Annotated in this window: 21 protein-coding genes and 1 riboswitch; of the genes, 13 read left to right on the forward strand and 8 right to left on the reverse strand. The window is 44.9% G+C overall.

Features of this window, described 5'->3' with window-relative positions; genetic code table 11:
- Window positions 1-123 precede the first annotated feature (123 nt).
- Window positions 124-307: riboswitch (cobalamin riboswitch) on the reverse strand.
- A gap of 75 nt (window positions 308-382) precedes the next feature.
- The 4 genes from ACI882_RS03510 to ACI882_RS03525 are packed head-to-tail and all read right to left on the reverse strand — an operon-like array spanning window position 383 to window position 3376.
- Window positions 383-1030: an MBL fold metallo-hydrolase gene (locus ACI882_RS03510; RefSeq protein WP_411743268.1), complete on the reverse strand. Its 648-nt coding sequence runs from the start codon at window positions 1028-1030 to the stop codon at window positions 383-385.
- Window positions 1031-1070: 40 nt separating this feature from the next.
- Window positions 1071-1682, reverse strand: a complete 612-nt coding sequence (locus ACI882_RS03515) for a response regulator (RefSeq protein WP_411743267.1) — start codon at window positions 1680-1682, stop codon at window positions 1071-1073.
- Window positions 1675-2772 carry a sensor histidine kinase gene (locus tag ACI882_RS03520; RefSeq protein WP_411743266.1) on the reverse strand — a complete coding sequence of 366 codons (1098 nt, stop codon included), beginning with the start codon at window positions 2770-2772 and terminating at the stop codon, window positions 1675-1677. The genes ACI882_RS03515 and ACI882_RS03520 overlap by 8 nt, the downstream gene beginning before the upstream one ends.
- Window positions 2753-3376, reverse strand: a complete 624-nt coding sequence (locus tag ACI882_RS03525) for an alpha/beta fold hydrolase (RefSeq protein WP_411743265.1) — start codon at window positions 3374-3376, stop codon at window positions 2753-2755. Before ACI882_RS03525 ends, ACI882_RS03520 begins: the two co-directional genes overlap by 20 nt.
- Window positions 3377-3585: 209 nt before the next feature.
- On the opposite strand from ACI882_RS03525, the gene ACI882_RS03530 reads away from it, so the two are divergent.
- Window positions 3586-4395, forward strand: coding sequence for a hypothetical protein (locus ACI882_RS03530; protein ID WP_411743264.1), 810 nt, complete (start codon window positions 3586-3588; stop codon window positions 4393-4395).
- A 29-nt stretch (window positions 4396-4424) separates the two neighbouring features.
- On the opposite strand, the gene ACI882_RS03535 is transcribed toward ACI882_RS03530, so the two are convergent.
- A complete protein-coding gene (locus ACI882_RS03535; protein ID WP_411743263.1) occupies window positions 4425-4685 on the reverse strand; it encodes a hypothetical protein in 261 nt (86 codons plus the stop codon).
- Window positions 4686-4839: 154 nt separating this feature from the next.
- Window positions 4840-6435: a GMC family oxidoreductase gene (locus ACI882_RS03540; RefSeq protein WP_411743262.1), complete on the reverse strand. Its 1596-nt coding sequence runs from the start codon at window positions 6433-6435 to the stop codon at window positions 4840-4842.
- A gap of 130 nt (window positions 6436-6565) precedes the next feature.
- On the opposite strand from ACI882_RS03540, the gene ACI882_RS03545 reads away from it, so the two are divergent.
- Window positions 6566-6841 carry a hypothetical protein gene (locus ACI882_RS03545; RefSeq protein WP_411743261.1) on the forward strand — a complete coding sequence of 92 codons (276 nt, stop codon included), beginning with the start codon at window positions 6566-6568 and terminating at the stop codon, window positions 6839-6841.
- Here the strand turns inward: ACI882_RS03545 and ACI882_RS03550 are convergent.
- Window positions 6838-7971, reverse strand: a complete 1134-nt coding sequence (locus tag ACI882_RS03550) for a PilT/PilU family type 4a pilus ATPase (RefSeq protein WP_411746325.1) — start codon at window positions 7969-7971, stop codon at window positions 6838-6840. The genes ACI882_RS03545 and ACI882_RS03550 overlap by 4 nt on opposite strands.
- Before the next feature lie 16 nt (window positions 7972-7987).
- Entirely contained in the window at window positions 7988-9022 is a 1035-nt protein-coding gene (locus ACI882_RS03555; RefSeq protein ID WP_411746100.1) for a type IV pilus twitching motility protein PilT, read from the reverse strand.
- A gap of 122 nt (window positions 9023-9144) precedes the next feature.
- Between ACI882_RS03555 and ACI882_RS03560 the strand changes: the two genes are divergently transcribed.
- Genes ACI882_RS03560 through ACI882_RS03610 form a run of 11 tightly spaced genes read left to right on the forward strand, consistent with a single transcriptional unit; the run spans window position 9145 to window position 17581 of the window.
- Complete coding sequence (locus ACI882_RS03560; RefSeq protein WP_411746326.1) at window positions 9145-9858, forward strand: YggS family pyridoxal phosphate-dependent enzyme; 714 nt, start codon at window positions 9145-9147, stop codon at window positions 9856-9858.
- Window positions 9855-10676: a pyrroline-5-carboxylate reductase gene (gene proC, locus ACI882_RS03565; RefSeq protein WP_411746098.1), complete on the forward strand. Its 822-nt coding sequence runs from the start codon at window positions 9855-9857 to the stop codon at window positions 10674-10676. The genes ACI882_RS03560 and proC overlap by 4 nt, the downstream gene beginning before the upstream one ends.
- Window positions 10677-10690: 14 nt before the next feature.
- Entirely contained in the window at window positions 10691-11305 is a 615-nt protein-coding gene (locus ACI882_RS03570) for a YggT family protein (RefSeq protein WP_411746327.1), read from the forward strand.
- Window positions 11306-11315: 10 nt separating this feature from the next.
- A complete protein-coding gene (gene metX / locus ACI882_RS03575) occupies window positions 11316-12464 on the forward strand; it encodes a homoserine O-succinyltransferase MetX (protein WP_411743361.1) in 1149 nt (382 codons plus the stop codon).
- On the forward strand, window positions 12461-13054 hold the full coding sequence (metW, locus tag ACI882_RS03580) for a methionine biosynthesis protein MetW (RefSeq protein WP_411743360.1): 594 nt from the start codon (window positions 12461-12463) through the stop codon (window positions 13052-13054). The genes metX and metW overlap by 4 nt, the downstream gene beginning before the upstream one ends.
- A 33-nt stretch (window positions 13055-13087) precedes the next feature.
- On the forward strand, window positions 13088-13528 hold the full coding sequence (locus tag ACI882_RS03585) for a DUF4426 domain-containing protein (protein ID WP_411743359.1): 441 nt from the start codon (window positions 13088-13090) through the stop codon (window positions 13526-13528).
- A 2-nt stretch (window positions 13529-13530) separates the two neighbouring features.
- Window positions 13531-14151, forward strand: coding sequence for an RdgB/HAM1 family non-canonical purine NTP pyrophosphatase (gene rdgB / locus ACI882_RS03590; protein ID WP_411743363.1), 621 nt, complete (start codon window positions 13531-13533; stop codon window positions 14149-14151).
- Complete coding sequence (gene hemW / locus ACI882_RS03595) at window positions 14152-15300, forward strand: radical SAM family heme chaperone HemW (RefSeq protein ID WP_411743358.1); 1149 nt, start codon at window positions 14152-14154, stop codon at window positions 15298-15300.
- Window position 15301: 1 nt separating this feature from the next.
- A complete protein-coding gene (gene waaA / locus ACI882_RS03600; RefSeq protein WP_411743357.1) occupies window positions 15302-16615 on the forward strand; it encodes a lipid IV(A) 3-deoxy-D-manno-octulosonic acid transferase in 1314 nt (437 codons plus the stop codon).
- A 10-nt stretch (window positions 16616-16625) separates the two neighbouring features.
- Window positions 16626-16916, forward strand: a complete 291-nt coding sequence (locus ACI882_RS03605) for a peptidylprolyl isomerase (RefSeq protein ID WP_411743356.1) — start codon at window positions 16626-16628, stop codon at window positions 16914-16916.
- Window positions 16913-17581 (forward strand): HAD family hydrolase, encoded by a 669-nt coding sequence (locus tag ACI882_RS03610; protein WP_411743355.1) that lies wholly within the window; start codon window positions 16913-16915, stop codon window positions 17579-17581. The genes ACI882_RS03605 and ACI882_RS03610 overlap by 4 nt, the downstream gene beginning before the upstream one ends.
- Window positions 17582-17744 lie beyond the last annotated feature (163 nt).

Raw genomic sequence — 17744 nt, forward strand, 5'->3', positions numbered from 1 at the left:
GTCATGACAAAGCGGGGTGGCAGGCAGACAGCAAAACTAACTCTGAAGAAATAGTTAGTTATTGTGTAGCCTACTCAATAGAACAAGTGAATACTTGTCATCGGTTCGCCCCGCCCGAGTTATCGTTTTCGTTATCACGTTGGCCGGTCTCCTGGCTTAGGCTTCAACGCTTGTATTACCTTCCCAAGACCTTGTCTCAGTGGATATCAATACAAGCTTCACCATTACAGTTGCGGGGGCAGCATCGGATTTACACCGATTTCCCAAGCGGCTGCGAAGTACAACAGCCGTCATAATTATTGCCAATGTGATTTGCTTATTTCAAAGCTAAGCACAAGATATAGCTTCAAAATATCTATGTCAAACTATATGTAGTGAAATATTAGTTAAATAGGTGGTCTGCAACAAAGGGGTTTGTTTGCCGTTCGGCACCAAATGTCGACTCAGGACCGTGGCCAGGGATAAATTTAACATCATCACCCAGAGGCCATAAGTTCTGTCTAATAGCGTTAATTAGGGTTTGATAGTCGCCTTTTGGAAAATCAGTACGACCAATACCACCGGCAAAAATCACATCACCTACCCAAGCTAATTGCTGCTTAGGGTGATGAAAAATTACATGCCCTGGAGTATGCCCTGGCGCGGCAATGACATTGAGCTCTTCATTACCGACCTTTAACTTGTCACCGTGCGTTAACCATCGATCGGGCATCACATTACGCAAGCCCGGCAAGCCATACATTTGCGCTTGCTGCTCAATACCTTCAAGCCAGAAATCATCTTCTTTACTTGGCCCAATGACGGGCACTTGGGTTTGCTCACGAATATCTTGCGACCCCCCTGCATGATCTAGATGACCGTGCGTTAACCAAATAGCCGTTAGTGTTAGCCCTTTTGCTTCAACCGCGGCAAGTAGGCGGTCTGCTTCGCCTCCTGCGTCAACAAATACAGCCTCGTTGGTTTCATCACACCAAAGTAACGAGCAGTTTTGAGCAAATGCAGTGACCGGCATAATTTCATATTTTAACACGGTGAATCTCTCTTTAATGTTGTATTCAAACTAGGTCGACTTAAAGCCAACCCTTATCTCTCGCTAATCGAATCGCTTCTGTACGATTGGATACGGCTAATTTTTTAATGACGTCTGATAGTGCATTGCGCACCGTGCCCTCTGAGCGGCTAACGACTTTGGCGATTTCAGCTGTCGAGACGCCCTGCTCAGCCAGTCGCAAAATTATTCTCTCGCGATCTTGTAACGGGTCAAAATGCGTTTTCGGCTCAGACTCCAATGACGGATCATAAATGATGTGACCACGCATTACTTTTTTTAAACTAAGCGCTAAGTCATCTGAAGGCGCCTCTTTAAGAAGGTAACCCTGAACACCCAGTTCACGTGCTCGCTGTGCATAGCCCTGACGCGAAAACGTACTCAATAGCACGACCTTAGGGGGCATTTCTATGCGCTTAAAAATATCTGCCGCTAATTCTAAGCCAGTTCGACCCGGCATCTCAATATCGGTCAATACGATGTCAACTGAGTTATTTTTAACAAGTTCAAATGCTTCATCGCCATTGCGGGCTTCAATAACAACGTCGAAATGGCCAGTCATATTAAGTAGCGCAGATAAGGCTCCACGGACCATCGCCTGATCTTCGGCAATTAATAGTTTGATCTTAGGCATCCGCATGACCTTCGATGAGTTGCGGCAGTTTTACAGTAAGCTTGGTTCCTGGGAATAGGTTTTCAATGGTGAGCTTACCAGAGAATAACCCGACACGCTCTTTCATGCCCATTAAACCATTGCCCATTAAACCATTCCAACTGATGCCATCATCTGTCACAACCAAATACCAATGAGCGTCTCTATTGAATAGCTGAATACGGCAGTAATGAGCTTGCGCATGGCGAATGATATTGGTAACCGCTTCGCGAATAATTAAGCTAAGCAAGTTTTCCATTTCCCGACTAATACGCTTAGGCAAAACATCGGGGAGCTCAGTAACGAGCCCCGCTGCTTGCAAGGAATTGTTTGCCATATTAAGCTCGCTGCCCAAATTGCCTGAACGATAACCAGTCACCGTTTGCCTAACATCGGCCAAAGCCATTCTTGCCGATGCATTAATATCTTCAAGCTCTGCTTGAGCATTGGTAACTAGCTGTTTATCAAGATACTTTGCCGCCAATTCAGATTTAAGCGCTATGGTCGATAACGTATGACCTAGTACATCGTGTAAATCGCGTGCAATTCGTTCTCGTTCTCGCTCGCGCAATACCAACGCTAATTCTTCTTGCTTATACAGCAGTTCACGCTGAGCATTACTGTGACTAAAAAACAAATAGTTTGCGTGCCCACCAAAAATTACCAGAACACAGAAGGTAGAGATAAATACAATAGGGTAATCTAACCACCAACCAATCAGCGTAACTAGAATGGCTTCTATCATAAATCCGATAGAAGCTTGCCAGAACTTGGAAAGCCTAAGCAGTAATACTTGACCGTAGAAAAATAAAAATGCGCCCGACCAATGCAGGTATGTCGCCCAACTGGCAAGCACTAATAGAAAAAGAAAATGCCCATAAACATCTTTTTCAGCTTGCCAAAAACCATGATACCACTGCAATAAAAATAACGGATATAGCAACAATAACTGCCATGGATTGGCTTCACTGGAAGAAATTAAAAAGATAATTGGGAACAGCAGCGACATAGCTGTATAAAAATGCACCAGCCAGTCGTACTGTAGAACATGCTTATGAGGCAGTAGTCTCATGAATAAATTGGCTCACTCGGGTCACAGCAGCCTGCAAATGCTGTTCATGACTCAACCCACTCGACTTTCTTGGTTTTAAATCATGATCACCATCAGCATACCACTCAATGCTCATATTTTCGGCCAGACGATATTGCGCAACGTCATTAACATTTCCCATAGTATCACGCTCACCTTGGCAGACCAAAACAGGGCTTTTTAGCTCAGGAAAATGGTCAACACGCACTTTTTCAGGTTTCCCCAATGCATGAAATGGATAGCCAAAAACGACCACTCCAGCAACAGCGTGCTGGGTAGCTAACACGGTAGCCATGCGTCCGCCCATTGATTTACCACCAATAAAGTAAGGCGAAGGCAATGCAAGTCGATCTAATACATCTGAGTAATGTGCAAGTAACTTGGGCGCTCGATCGGGAGGCCTACGCGTCCCGGTAAGTAACTGTTGCTGCATGTATAGAAAATTAAAGCGTATGACCCTTAATCCTTTTTGTGCCAGCTCTGTTGCCACATAGTTCATGAAGTCCGACTCCATACCAGCACCTGCTCCGTGTGCTAAAACTAGCGTTGGGCATCCTGCATCGCCATTTATTATAAATTCGCCCACTGACCTCATTCCTTTCTTTTTTATCATTATGGTTTGACCTTAACAGTCCAAAGAAAATGTAACGAATCTCCGTACCGATAGTCACTAAAGTGTGACGCAGTCGTTATTTCGAACAATGTTAAAACGACAACAAGAAAAACACAAGCTCGCTCTTTTATCCTTAGCACCCTATTATGGGCATTATACATTTAAGAGAAACAGCTCATTTTATGAACAATTTGATTGTAAAAAAACTAATCAACATGATGATATTGGCACCATGGCTACTTACCGGTTGCGCTAGTATTGATTTAAGTAAAGTTGAACCAGAAAAGCTGACTGTTGACATACAGATGGTCGCAGAAGCCGATCGGCAATCGATTGATGTTTTTCTAAGCCGCGGATTGTGGTCACAACCGGTAAAACTCGATCAGGCTGAAGATGCCATGATCGCAATTAATACGGGTGAATTTCTTTCGTTGAATCCTGCCCGAAAAAATGGTCGATATGGTCTGCAACTGACACAAGGTGACCAAGCAATTCGCTTTTTACTTAACGGCGTTGGTGAAGTGACTCTGCCCCGTTTAGATGAAGTGATATTAACGGATAAAAACATCATAGAAGGCCAAGCGTTTTTTAAAACGGATCGAATCACCCTTGATCTTAACGAATCGCAAGCCGATGTCCGCTACTTAGTCTTCACAACCCAGTGCGGCAACGCCTCGGCGAACGCCAGTATTGATTTAAGCAAAAATGCACACCAATACAGCTTAACAATGAGCGATGTCATGAGAAGGCTTAACAATAGCGCTGAAGCCGATTTAACTGGCATGTTGCCAATTCAAATGCAGTTGGTAGAGGGTGCTCTAGTTAATTGGCCCCACCCTTTCCAAGCAAAGCAGCTTATCGCTCGTGACAGTACTGACTTTTTTATTGATACCTCTGGCTTTAAAATTACCGGCAGTATCACAATTAACCCCAGCAGCGCAGTTTCACTACTGCTGACGAATCGGCAATGGCCAGTGACCTACTGCTACTAGGCTCTTTCTGTAGCCTAAAGCCAGTTAGGCTACAGAATAATCGCTTTGAAAATAAGCCAAAGGACCCACACCACAAAGATAATAGGTGAAAGCGCGAGCAACAGGCCAAGAATACCCAACGATAAACCAATCACAGCGCCTAGCAACCAAAGGCCACCCATTGCTGCGCCAAACAACAACAAAGCAAAAAAAGCAATTCGACCTAGCATCGCTAAAGGTGATATTGCTCGTGTTCGCTTTCGATAATATCGCTGCGTATGTAAGTCTGAATAACGGTCTGAATAAGACATGGTCCACTCCAATAAATTAACTTACCAACCTTATTACAGTTTACGTGCCAACTTTTAAAAAGCCGCGTAACAAGGCCTGCAAGCTTGATGATGGCAGCCATTAGCCAAACACACCAATTTAACCAGTCCAAACGACCAACTACCGTCCGTACACTTAACGTAGACGAGCAGCCTTAATCATATCTGCGGCTTTTTCTGCGATCATTATGGTCGGAGCATTGGTGTTTCCACCAATAATAGTTGGCATAATAGACGCATCAACGACTCGCAACGCATCAATGCCATGCACTCGAAGCTGATCATCAACAACAGCAAGCTCATCATGACCCATTTTACAGGTGCCTAATGGGTGATAAACCGTGTCGGTTCTGTTTCGAATCGCGGTGCGTAACTCATCATCCGTCAATGACATTAATGGATGCGTTTCTTGGCTGCAAAAATCGGCAAGTGCCGGAGCCGTGAGCATTTTTTGCGTTAAGCGAATACCTCGAAATAACGTTTCAACGTCTGCTTCTTCGGCTAAAAAATTTGGATGTATCAAAGGCGCTGCAAAAGGGTCAACCGAAGCCAGCTTTACCCAGCCACGGCTTTTAGGCCGAAGCACACAAATATGGCAACTGACGCCATGAAAGGGCGAAGGTTTGCGCAGATGGTCTTGTAAAATACCTACAACAAAATGCAATTGAATGTCTGGCCGGGCTTCTGCTGGGTCGGTTTTTAGAAAGCCGCCTGCTTCTGCTCCGTTTGAACTGATTACGCTATTGTAATCACCTCGGTAAAACTTCCATACGCCGCTTAGCAAATCCCAAATCCCTTTTGGCGAAGGGCCTAGGACTGATTTATTTTTACTCTTAAAGGTTAACACCACATCGGGGTGGTCAATTAAGTTTTGGCCGACACCAGGAAGCGCATACTTTACTTTAACGCCAGCGTGACTCAGATCTTCTGGGCAGCCTATGCCCGATAACTGTAATATTTGCGGGGTGTTCAATCCACCAGCCGATAGAATCACCTCATGATGCGCACGTATAAAGTGTGCTTTACCTTGCCAATAAACATGCACACCCGTGCAACGCTTGCCTTCTAGCTCAACTCGCAATACTTTTGCTTTAGTCAATATTGTCAGGTTTGGACGGTCTTTAATGTCATGCAAATAGGCACGTGCTGCGCTGCAACGATGACCATTAATTTGTGTAACTTGATAGGCGCCAATACCTTCTTGTTCTGGTCCGTTAAAATCGGTGTTATGTACAAAGCCGGCTTCTTTGCCTGCCTTCACAAAAGCATCGCGTGCGGCACTTGGACTTTTTAACTCTGCAACGTTTAATGGCCCATCTTGGCCGTGTAACTCATCTTGGATACGTTCATTATGTTCAGATTTTTTAAAATAGGGCAGCAAATCATTGAACCCCCAACCTTGGTTACCCAACTCGGCCCACTCATCGTAATCCGACTGATGGCCGCGCACGTATATCATTGCATTAATTGCGCTAGATCCGCCTAGTGTTTTACCTCGTGGTTGATAGCCCTGCCGACCATTGAGCCCAGGCTGAGGAACTGTTTTATAGGCATAGTTTAAGTAGTTGGTTGGCACGGTTGCCACCATACCAAACGGAACGTGTATAGCCGGTGATTTATCTTCACCACCAAACTCTAACAACGCGACTTTGATCGAAGAGTCTTCAGATAAACGATTCGCCAATACAGATCCGGCGGAACCCCCACCCACAATGATGTAATCAAATTCCACAGCCTTTCCTTTTTATTATATGTGCTTTGAAAGTAAACGAAACGTGCTAGATACTCTATACTGCAATGCAATCAAATACTGGTGCTTTAATGACACCTTGCAGTTTCAGTCATCAATAGAAGGCAAACAAATGGGATTTTCAATGGTTGGCGGAGTAATGCTGCTTTTGGTACTGATCATGTATTTGAAAATGATCGATGCTCGCACGGCCGCTCGCAACCGGAAATCTCAGGCTCAACACTGGATAGAAAAAGCTGAAGTATTTGAATCGGTTGCTGATGATGCCAACGCACTAAAAACCATAGTGGCGGCAAAGCTCGTACTGCCAGATGAGCCCGCCTTGATCAAAAAAGAAAACAGTATCCGATCAAGGCTAGCGATGCCCAATTCTAAAAACAATAATTAGAAGTCGTAATCACCCGATTCTTGTATCGTCAATTTAGAGGCTTGGCCACTTAAGTGACTGGTATCTGTTTCCTGATCGAGCTTAATCATTAAGCGCAAGTCGTTGGCAGAATCAGCATATGACAAGGCGTCTTCATAGGTAATTTCACCTTTGCTATAAGCCAAAAATAGCGCTTGATCAAAGGTTTGCATGCCCTGTTCTTTAGATTTACCCATGAGATCTTTGAGTAAATGGACCTCCCCTTTACGAATATGATCGGCAACTAATGGCGTATTCAACAACACTTCAATGATGGCTTTACGTCCTTGGCCGTCGGGTGTTGGAACTAACTGCTGGGCAACAATACCCCGCAAGTTCAGTGATAAATCCATCCAGAGTTGGCGCTGACGCTCATGCGGGAAGAAGTGCATGATACGGTCTAATGCTTGGTTGGCGTTGTTGGCGTGTAAGGTGGCCAAACAAAGGTGACCTGTTTCGGCAAATGCTAACGCATACTCCATAGTTTCACGCGTACGTACCTCACCAATCATAATAACGTCGGGGGCTTGGCGAAGTGTGTTTTTTAGTGCGACTTCGAAGCTGTCGGTGTCGATACCCACTTCACGTTGCGTGACAATACTGCCTTCATGTTGGTGAATAAATTCAATCGGGTCTTCAATAGAAATGATATGACCTTTGGAGTTGCGATTACGGTGACCAATCATCGCCGCCAAACTGGTCGACTTACCCGTACCAGTTGCACCCACAAATATTACTAACCCACGACGTGTCATGGCGAGTTTTTTAATAATGTCTGGTAAGCCTAGCTCTTCAACCCGTGGAATTCTGGTTTCAATTCGGCGCAGCACCATGCCAGCCAAGTTGCGCTGATGAAAAGCACTGCAGCGAAATCGACCAATACCACGTGCAGAAACCGCAAAGTTACACTCTTGAGTTTCGTTAAATTCGATGCGTTGCTTCTCAGACATAACCGACAAAACAAGCTCTCGTGTTTTCTCTGGGCTTAATGGAGATTTGGTCACCGGTACAACCGAGCCATTAACTTTCATGCTAGGCGGCACACCTGCGGTAATAAAGAGGTCAGATGCACCCTTCTCTACCATTAAACGTAATAACTTATCGAATTCCATGGTCGTACCTACCTAATTAAAAATTATCGGGTTGCTTGGCTTTCTCGCGTGCTATTTCACGTGAGATCATGCCTTTTTGGACTAAACTTTGAAGACATTGATCGAGTGTTTGCATGCCGTACTGCGAGCCGGTTTGAATTGCTGAGTACATTTGTGCAACTTTATCTTCTCGAATTAGGTTACGAATAGCGGGCGTGCCTATCATAATTTCATGCGCAGCTATTCGGCCACCGCCGTTCTTTTTTAATAGGGTTTGCGAGATAACCGCCATTAAAGATTCTGATAACATTGATCGAACCATCGATTTCTCGGTTGCTGGAAAAACATCCACAATACGGTCAATGGTTTTTGCCGCTGACTGTGTATGGAGTGTCCCAAAGACCATGTGTCCGGTTTCTGCGGCTTCTAAAGCTAAACGAATGGTTTCTAAGTCTCGCATTTCGCCGACGAGAATAATATCGGGGTCTTCACGCAGCGCTGAACGAAGGGCTTCACTAAAACCTAAAGTATCACGATGCACTTCACGCTGGTTCACCAAACACTTTTTCGATTCATGAACAAATTCGATTGGGTCTTCAATGGTCAGTATATGCTCATACTTGGTTTCATTGATGTAGTTCACCATAGCGGCAAGCGTAGTTGACTTACCTGAACCCGTAGGCCCGGTGACCAAACAAATTCCACGAGCGGTATCTGAAATATCTTTAAACACCTGTCCCATGCCTAAATCTTCCATCGTCAGTACTTTCGATGGAATGGTACGAAACACAGCACCTGAACCACGGTTATGGTTAAATGCGTTAACACGGAAACGAGCTACTCCGGGCACTTCAAACGAGAAATCGGTTTCCCAGAACTCTTCGTAATCTTTACGCTGCTTATCATTCATAATATCGTAGATAAGCGAGTGAACTTCTTTATGCGACATGGGCGGTAAGTTAATACGGCGTACGTCACCATCGACACGAATCATCGGTGGCAAGCCAGCCGAAAGGTGTAAATCTGATGCGCCTTGTTTAGCACTAAAGGCAAGTAATTCTGTAATGTCCATGCAAAACTCCGATCGTAGGGCTCTATTTCGTCGATCAGTCGACTAAGTTTCTAAATTTAATGTCGTTCAGCTTAGCACAGCCAGTTATAATGCTGATAATTGTGTCTTAAATAATTGAGAAAATGATGACTAACTTGCTACTCAGTTCACGCCTTGAGTCTGTCTTTGATCGAATATTAGCCAGCTGTATAGCCGTAGAGCGGCCAATTGACGAGGTTTCACTTCTTGCCGTCAGTAAAACCAAGCCGTTAGAGCAATTAGAGCAGGCTTATCAGGCGGGTGCGCGTCATTTTGCCGAAAACTACGCCCAAGAAGCGGTCGAAAAGCGCCAAGCATGGATTCATCCTGGCTGCACTTGGCATTTTATTGGCCCTCTACAAAGCAATAAGACCCGTGGCATTGCCGAGCAGTATGACTGGGTGCACAGCATTGAACGCTTTAAAATAGCCAAGCGGCTTAACGATCAACGTCCAGACGGTATGCCTCCTCTCAATGTTCTGATTCAGGTAAATATTAGCCTCGATCCTGCAAAATCTGGCGTATTTCCCGATGAGGTGTACGCATTAGCCGAGCAATTGCTTACACTACCAAAAATAAAGTTCCGAGGACTGATGACCATTACTGCCTTCGATTTACCTGAAGAAGACTTAAAAGGTCAGTTCTTGCAATTGAAAACATTGCAAAACACCCTCATGAAAGACTTTCCCGACTGTATAGAATTGTCGATGGGTATGAGCGCAGATTTTGAGCTAGCGATACGATGTGGTGCAACCATGGTGCGCGTAGGCAGTGATATTTTTGGCGCACGAACCCCCGCAACTGGAGCAACTGCATGAACATCACTACCTTAGGTTTCCTAGGCGCCGGCAACATGTCCGGAGCGATCATCAAAGGCCTACTGGCCAGCGGATTCGCAGCAAGCCGTCTATGGGTCTATGACCGCAATCAAGACAAATGCGACACCTATGCTGCGTTCGGCATTAATATAGCCAAAGACGCGAATCACTTAGTCCAAAGTTGCGATGCCTTAGTGCTCTCCGTTAAGCCTCAAGGCTTGAAAGAAACTTGCAAGAGCATTGCTACGAATGTTGCGCAATCTAAACCACTTATTATCAGTGTAGTGGCAGCGATTCCACAGCAAAGCATTGCAACCTGGTTAGGTACAGATTTAGCCATTATCCGTGTCATGCCAAACACACCTTCAATTGTTCAAGCCGGTGCCAGTGGCTTATTTGCTAATGCATTGTGCAATGAAGAACAAAAAGCCTTTGCAGATACCGTTTTTAATGCAGTTGGCAGTACCAGTTGGGTTGAAGATGAAGACCTGATTCACAGTGTGACCGCCGCCGCGGGTAGCGCTCCAGCTTACTTTTTCCGTTTTGCTGAAGCTATGTCAAAGGCCGCTAAAACACAGGGCCTAAGCGAAGCACAATCACGCATCCTTATCGGTCAAACGATGATGGGCGCGGCGAAAATGATTTTAGAAACCGATGAAGAACTCGGGCAAATGCGCAAAAATGTTTGTTCGCCCAATGGCACGACCGAGCGAGCAATTTTTAGTTTTAACGACGACAACATCGATGACATCGTCAGCAACGCGATGAAAGCTTGCTTTGATCGCTCTATCGAATTGACTGAACTGCTGTCCAAATAACAAAGGAGTTTTACATGCTTGGCGAATTAGCGGTATTAATTGTACGAACCGGTTTTAGCATTGTTTTAATTGCGCTGGTAGCGCGGTTTTTGGCACAAATAGCACGCGCCAATTTCAACAACCCGTTAGCGCATACGGTTATTAAAATAACATCACCCTTTTTGAATCCGGTGCGTCGCGTTATACCCAGCGTTGCCGGTCTAGATATCGCATCATTAGTCGTTGTTTTCGCGGGGCAGCTGGTCTTGGCACTGCTAGTGATTGCACTGCTAGGTGTCAACCCAATACCTTACATTAGCCAATTGGTGATTTGGGCCATTGTCAGTGTTGCCGGGCTCATTTTAACGGTCCTGCAATGGAGTATGATTATTTCCGCTGTGGGCGGTTTACTCACCATGGGGCAGTACAATCCTTTCCTAGCGTTCTTGCAGGAAATCGTCGAACCTTTTGTGGGTCCGTTACGCAAACTTAACTTGCAAGTTGGCATGCTCGACTTATCTTATTTAGTCGGCTTTTTAATCATTATTATCTTGCGTGATTTTATTATTGGTGGCGCAATCTTAAGCTCGACAGGCTATTACAATTTTGTCTTGGGCCTAAAAGGCTTACACCCGTTTTTCGGGATTTAAGGAAACATAAATGCCAAGGGAATATCCTAGTGACAGCGTCGGCCTCGTTACACCGACAACCGTCTTTTTTGACCAACCATTAAGCCTGCGCAGTGGTCGTGAATTACCCTCTTACGAGCTGATTTACGAAACCTATGGTGAGCTAAACGCTGAAAAAAACAATGCCATATTAATTTGCCACGCATTAAGCGGTCACCATCACGCGGCAGGCTTTAGCAGCGAGCAAGACGACAAACCCGGTTGGTGGGATGCGTGCATCGGTCCTGGCAAAGCCATTGATACCGATAAGTACTTTGTGGTTTCGTTGAATAATTTAGGCGGTTGTCATGGCTCTACTGGTCCAACGTCAATAGACCCATTAACCGGTGAACGTTATGGCCCAAACTTCCCAATTATGGCCGTTCGCGATTGGGTTAAAAGCCAAGCTCGCCTAGCAGATCACATTGGTATTGATTGCTGGCATGCAGTGGTGGGTGGTTCTTTAGGTGGCATGCAAGCTATGCGCTGGTCAATAGATTACCCTGAACGTTTAAACAAATGCGTAATTGTCGCCTCCGCACCAAAGCTCACTGCACAAAACATTGGCTTTAATGAAGTGGCGCGCCAAGCAATTACAAGTGACCCAGATTTCCACCAAGGTTACTACTACAAACACGATACCCTTCCAAAGCGTGGTCTTTCGCTCGCTCGTATGCTCGGGCACATCACTTACTTATCCGATGACTCGATGCGTGACAAATTTGGCCGCGATTTAAGAACCGGTACGCTCAGTTTTGATTATGGTGTTGATTTTGAAGTAGAAAGCTATCTACGTTATCAGGGCGAGATTTTCTCCGATAAATTCGATGCCAACAGCTACTTACTCATGACTAAAGCACTCGACTACTTTGACCCAGCTGGTGACCATGGCGATGACTTAAGCAAATGTTTAAGCCAAAGTAAATGCGACTTCTTAGTGGTTTCATTTTCAACCGACTGGCGTTTTAACCCGAGTCGAAGCAAAGAAATTGTCGATGCATTAGTGCGCAGTCAAAAATCGGTGTCTTATTTAGAAATAGGCGCACCGCAAGGTCACGATGCGTTCTTATTTCCTATTCCTGAATACGTTGGCATTGTGCGTGGGTTTTTAGCCAAGCCAGATAGAGGACTCGCCTTATGAGAACCGACTTACAAGCCATTAGTCAATGGATAACCCCTGGCGAACGCGTCCTCGATTTAGGCTGCGGAGATGGCGAGTTACTTGCGTTCTTAAAAAAAGAAAAGCAAATAACCGGCTACGGCATGGAAATTGATACCGCCCAAATTGTCAGCTGCGTTGAAAAAGGCATTGAGGTTATTCATCAAGATCTAAACGACAGTTTGGATTACATTGATGATCAAAGTTTTGATACCGTCTTAATGACGCAATCACTACAACAAACCAATGCCCCCGATAAAATAGTCGATGACATGCTGCGCATTGGTAAGCGCGCTATTGTAACCTTTCCAAATTTCGGCCACTGGACAACACGAATGTATTTAGGCTTTCGCGGTATGATGCCCATGTCAGATGCGCTACCCTTTCGCTGGTACGACACACCGAACATTCACTTTTGTACGTTTAAAGATTTCGAAGTGCTTTGCCAAGACCACAAAATAGATATTTTAATGCGCACCGTGGTCGACAACGTGCACGAAGCGAACTGGAAGATAAAGATGTTTCCAAACATGCTCGGTGAAGTTGCGCTGTATCATTTAGGCAAAAAATAAACTTAGCTTAACCATTATTAGGGGTTATAAAAAATGACCAAACATCTACTATTTAGCCTATTCGTATTAGGCGCTTCGGTTCTGAATTTGACCTACGCTGAACAGAAAGTTGAATTCAATGGCTATGAGCTACATTACATTGTTCTCAATACCACAGAGCTCAGCCCTGAAATTGCCAAACGCTATAATATTAGCCGCTCTGGCAAGAGAGCCTTTGTTAACTTATCTGTTTTAAAACAAGACGGTGAAAACATTCCCTATGCGGTTGACGCAAATGTAACCGCGTTACAACGTAACTTAATGGGCCAGCGTGGTGATATTAGCTTACGCACGTTCAAAGAAGGCGAAGCTATTTATCACATTGGTGATTTCTTGATTTTCGATCGTGAAACAATCTGGCTCGATATCGTCGTTTCCATCGAGGGTGAAGAACCGTTCGAATTCACATTTCCACAACAAGTATGGCGAGATTAATGATGGACCTTTCTAAAGACTGGGTACTTGCATCCAATAACGCAGGTAAGCTAAAAGAATTCTCTGAATTATTAGCACCGCTCAATATTCAAATTAAACCGCAAAAAGAATATGGCGTCGAAGATGCGATTGAAGATGGTTTAAGTTTTATTGAAAACGCCATCATCAAGGCACGCCATGCTTCCTTAATAACCGGTAAACCGGCACTGGCCGATGACTCTGGCTTAGAAATAGATGCACTCAATGGTGCACCCGGAATATACAGCGCTCGCTACAGTGCGATGAACGGCGGTGAAAAATCTGACCACGCCAACCTACTGCGCGCATTAGAAGAACTCAAAGATGTTCCGACTCAAAAGCGTACAGCACGTTTCCAGTGCGTTCTCGCTTTTATGCGTCACGCCAATGACCCAACGCCGTTAATTATTCAACGCAGCTGGGAAGGTACTATATTGACTGCTCCGCGCGGTGAAAATGGTTTCGGTTACGACCCTATTTTCTGGGTAGAAGAACATCAATGCAGCAGTGCCGAATTGAGCAAAGAACAAAAGAACGCATTAAGCCACCGCGGTCAAGCCGTGAAAGCATTCGCGCAACAAATCAGCTTGCGTTTAGGTCTTTAATTGAACTTACTGCCGCCACTATCCGTTTATGTTCACGTACCTTGGTGCATTCGAAAATGTCCATACTGCGATTTTAATTCGCATGCATCCAAAGCCGAAGACATTCCGGAACAAGCTTTTATCGAGCAAATGATCGCCGATATAAAGCAAGACGCGCCTTTAGCCCAAGGGCGACGCATTTCCACAGTTTTTTTTGGTGGCGGTACACCGAGTTTGTTATCTGATAGAGCGGTGGGCGATATTATTGAAGCGCTCAACACATACATCGGTTTTGAAGACGATGCAGAAATCACCTTAGAGGCTAACCCAGGCACGGCCGAAGCCGATAAATTTAAAGGTTTTGCACGAGCCGGCGTTAATCGCCTGTCTATCGGCGTGCAAAGTTTTGATGACTCATTATTAAAAGTACTGGGCCGTATTCACAATCGCGATGAAGCAAAGCGCGCCGCGCAATTTGCACACGATGCGGGCTTATCAAACTTCAATATTGATTTAATGCACGGTTTACCCAACCAAAGCCAAGCACAAGCCTTGAGTGATATCGACCAAGCCTTAGCCTTATCTCCTCAGCACCTAAGCTGGTACCAGCTCACCATAGAAGCAAACACTGAATTTTATCGCGCACCGCCCGTACTGCCTGAAGATGATGTCTTGTGGGCAATACAAAAAGCTGGGCAAGAACATCTAGCGGCACAAGGCTTTAACCAATATGAAGTATCGGCTTACTGCAAGGCAGGTCAAGAAAGCCGCCACAACTTAAACTATTGGCGCTACGGTGATTACTTAGGTGTTGGCCCAGGTGCACACGGCAAATACACGCAAATAAGCCCTCAGCTTGGCATAACGCGCACCCGTAAAACTCGCCTACCAAAAGATTACTTACGCACTGATCGTTTATTAGTTCGTCACGAAGAGCCTGTTGAAATTGCAGACAGACCGTTCGATTACTTCATTAATACCTTACGTCTTCGCGAGCCTACCTCGTTAATCCAATTTGAAAATCTAACAGGTTTATCTCGCGATGTTATTGCGCCACAACTGAGCGCACTGAAAGCAAAAGGTTGGCTCTTAGAATCAAACGGCGCCATACAGACAACCGATCAAGGTTATCTATACTTAAACGATGTGCTCTCTCATTGGTTGGACTGACATGAATAAGCAGCTCGCTTTAACGCTCTATTCCATACTCTGGTGGCCTGTTGCCCTAATTGCCTTTGTGCGTTTATTTATTAAAAGCTTAAAACAACCAGGCTACCGACATAGAATAAAAGAACGCATTGGGTTTTGGCCCACAGTGCCAACTGGTAGCTTTTGGGTTCATGCCGTGAGCGTCGGTGAAGTTATTGCCAGTAAAGAGTTAATAGAACAATGGCTAAACAAAAACCCGAACATGCCCGTGTTAATTACCACCATGACACCGACAGGTTCTGACACCGTAAAGCAACTCTTTGCAGGGCGAGTCTTTCATGCTTACCTACCTTGGGATTTAAGCAATATTCAGCGTCGCTTAGTACGCAAGTTAAAACCAACCTCGCTAACAATAATGGAAACTGAATTATGGCCTAACCTAATTCACGCTTGCCATGCCGAACTGGTTCCAGTAATTGTCGCCAATGCTCGTTTATCTGAACGTTCTTTTCGCGGCTATCAACGTTTTTCGTCAATCACCGTACCGATGCTAAGCAAAATTTCAGGTATCGCCGCCCAGCACGAACCCGATGGCGACCGCTTTGCTAAACTAGGCGTAAAGCCAGAACATTTAAAAGTAACCGGTTCAATTAAGTTTGATATTGAACGTGACGCACAGCTCGATAATAACATTCAACAATGGAAAACAACGTTAGCCGGCCGACCCACTTGGATAGCCGCAAGTACCCACCCAGGCGAAGACGAGCAAGTATTAGCTGCGCATAAAGAAATAGTTTCTAAAATACCAAATGCACTATTGCTCTTAGTACCACGACATATTGAACGTGCAGATAAAATAGCAAACCTTATACGTCAGCAAGGTTTCGAATACTCACAACGCTCAACTGACGTAAATATCACAGACAGCAGTCAGGTATTTTTAGTCAACACGCTCGGCGAACTCATGCTGTTTTACGGCATTGCAGATGCGGCCTTTATTGGCAACTCGCTCAACAATGGCGGCGGCCATAACCCAATTGAGCCAGCAGCACTGTCAATACCTGTTATAACGGGCAACAGCTATGTGAACTTCCAAACAATTTTCGATGCCATGCGCCATGACAATGCCGTAGTAGTGATTGATTCGCCAGAAGCATTAGCGCAGCGCGTTACAGGTTTATTCAAATCGAAAGACTTACGCGATACCTTGGGTCAAAAAGCATTCGAGTTTTACCAGCAGCAACAGGGCGCGCTAAAACGATTGGTGCAGTGGATAGAGCTTTTAACCCATGCACACACTCCCAAGCAACAGCACCGCAAAGAAACCAACTCATAGGAGCCACTCAATGGCAAAGCCAGCAAACTTAGCCTGCGCAAGGCATATTCTAGTAAAACAAAAAGACAAAGCAGAAAGCATATTGGCCGAGCTAAAAAGTGGTGCCGACTTTGGTAAGCTCGCTAAAAAGCATTCGACCTGTGCCTCCGCCAAAAAAGGCGGTGACTTAGGCGAGTTCCGCCGTGGCCAAATGCTCAAAGCCTTTGATGATGTCGTGTTCAAAAAAGAAGTACTGGCGATTCATGGCCCGATTAAGACCAAGTTTGGTTTTCACATTATTCAAACAATTTATCGTCAATGAAGAATGTTCGTCATATTATTTGGGATTTTAACGGCACGCTACTTGATGACGTCGATTTATGTGTGACAACAATGAACACATTATTAATAGAGTACGAGCTACCAAAGCTAGACGTAAACCGATACAAAGATATTTTTCAATTCCCCGTAAAAGAATACTACCGAACATTAGGCTTTAACTTCGAAGCAGATCCGTTTGAAAAACTCGCCGTAGAGTACTTGAGTATCTACAACCAAGAAGTCACCAAATGCCAACTGTATCAAGGCGTCATAGAAGCGCTAACACTGAACCGTACACTCGGTATAAAACAATACATACTCTCAGCATTCGAACACGACGAGCTCATCAATGTACTGCATAAACTAGACATTATAGATTTTTTTGATGACGTAGCCGGCCTAGACAATCAACATGCCGCCAGTAAAACCGCGCAAGGCCACAGGCTAATGCAACGTCACCAACTAAGCACAGATGGAACCGTCATGATAGGAGACACACATCACGACTTAGAAGTCGCCAATGAACTGAATATTGATTGCCTGCTCATAGATCACGGCCATCAATCACGCCGTCGCCTAGATGCATTACACCCGTGGGTAACAACTCACTTTCGTGATATTCCTGAACAGCTTAGCGCTTTAAAAGCATTAAATACCGTCAGCTAGTGCTCACTCAGAAACTACAAATTTAAACCTGCCACAGAATGAGGATTGGCCGAAGGGTTTATTTAAACAAGCCTCAGCGAGAGGGATCTCGCTGTGGAGTGACACATGGATGTGCTTGAACGACTTGTTAAAATAAACCCTTTGGTTAATCCGTAACAATACC

The organism is Reinekea sp., from assembly GCF_046710285.1.
In the GTDB taxonomy this organism is placed as follows: domain Bacteria; phylum Pseudomonadota; class Gammaproteobacteria; order Pseudomonadales; family Natronospirillaceae; genus Reinekea.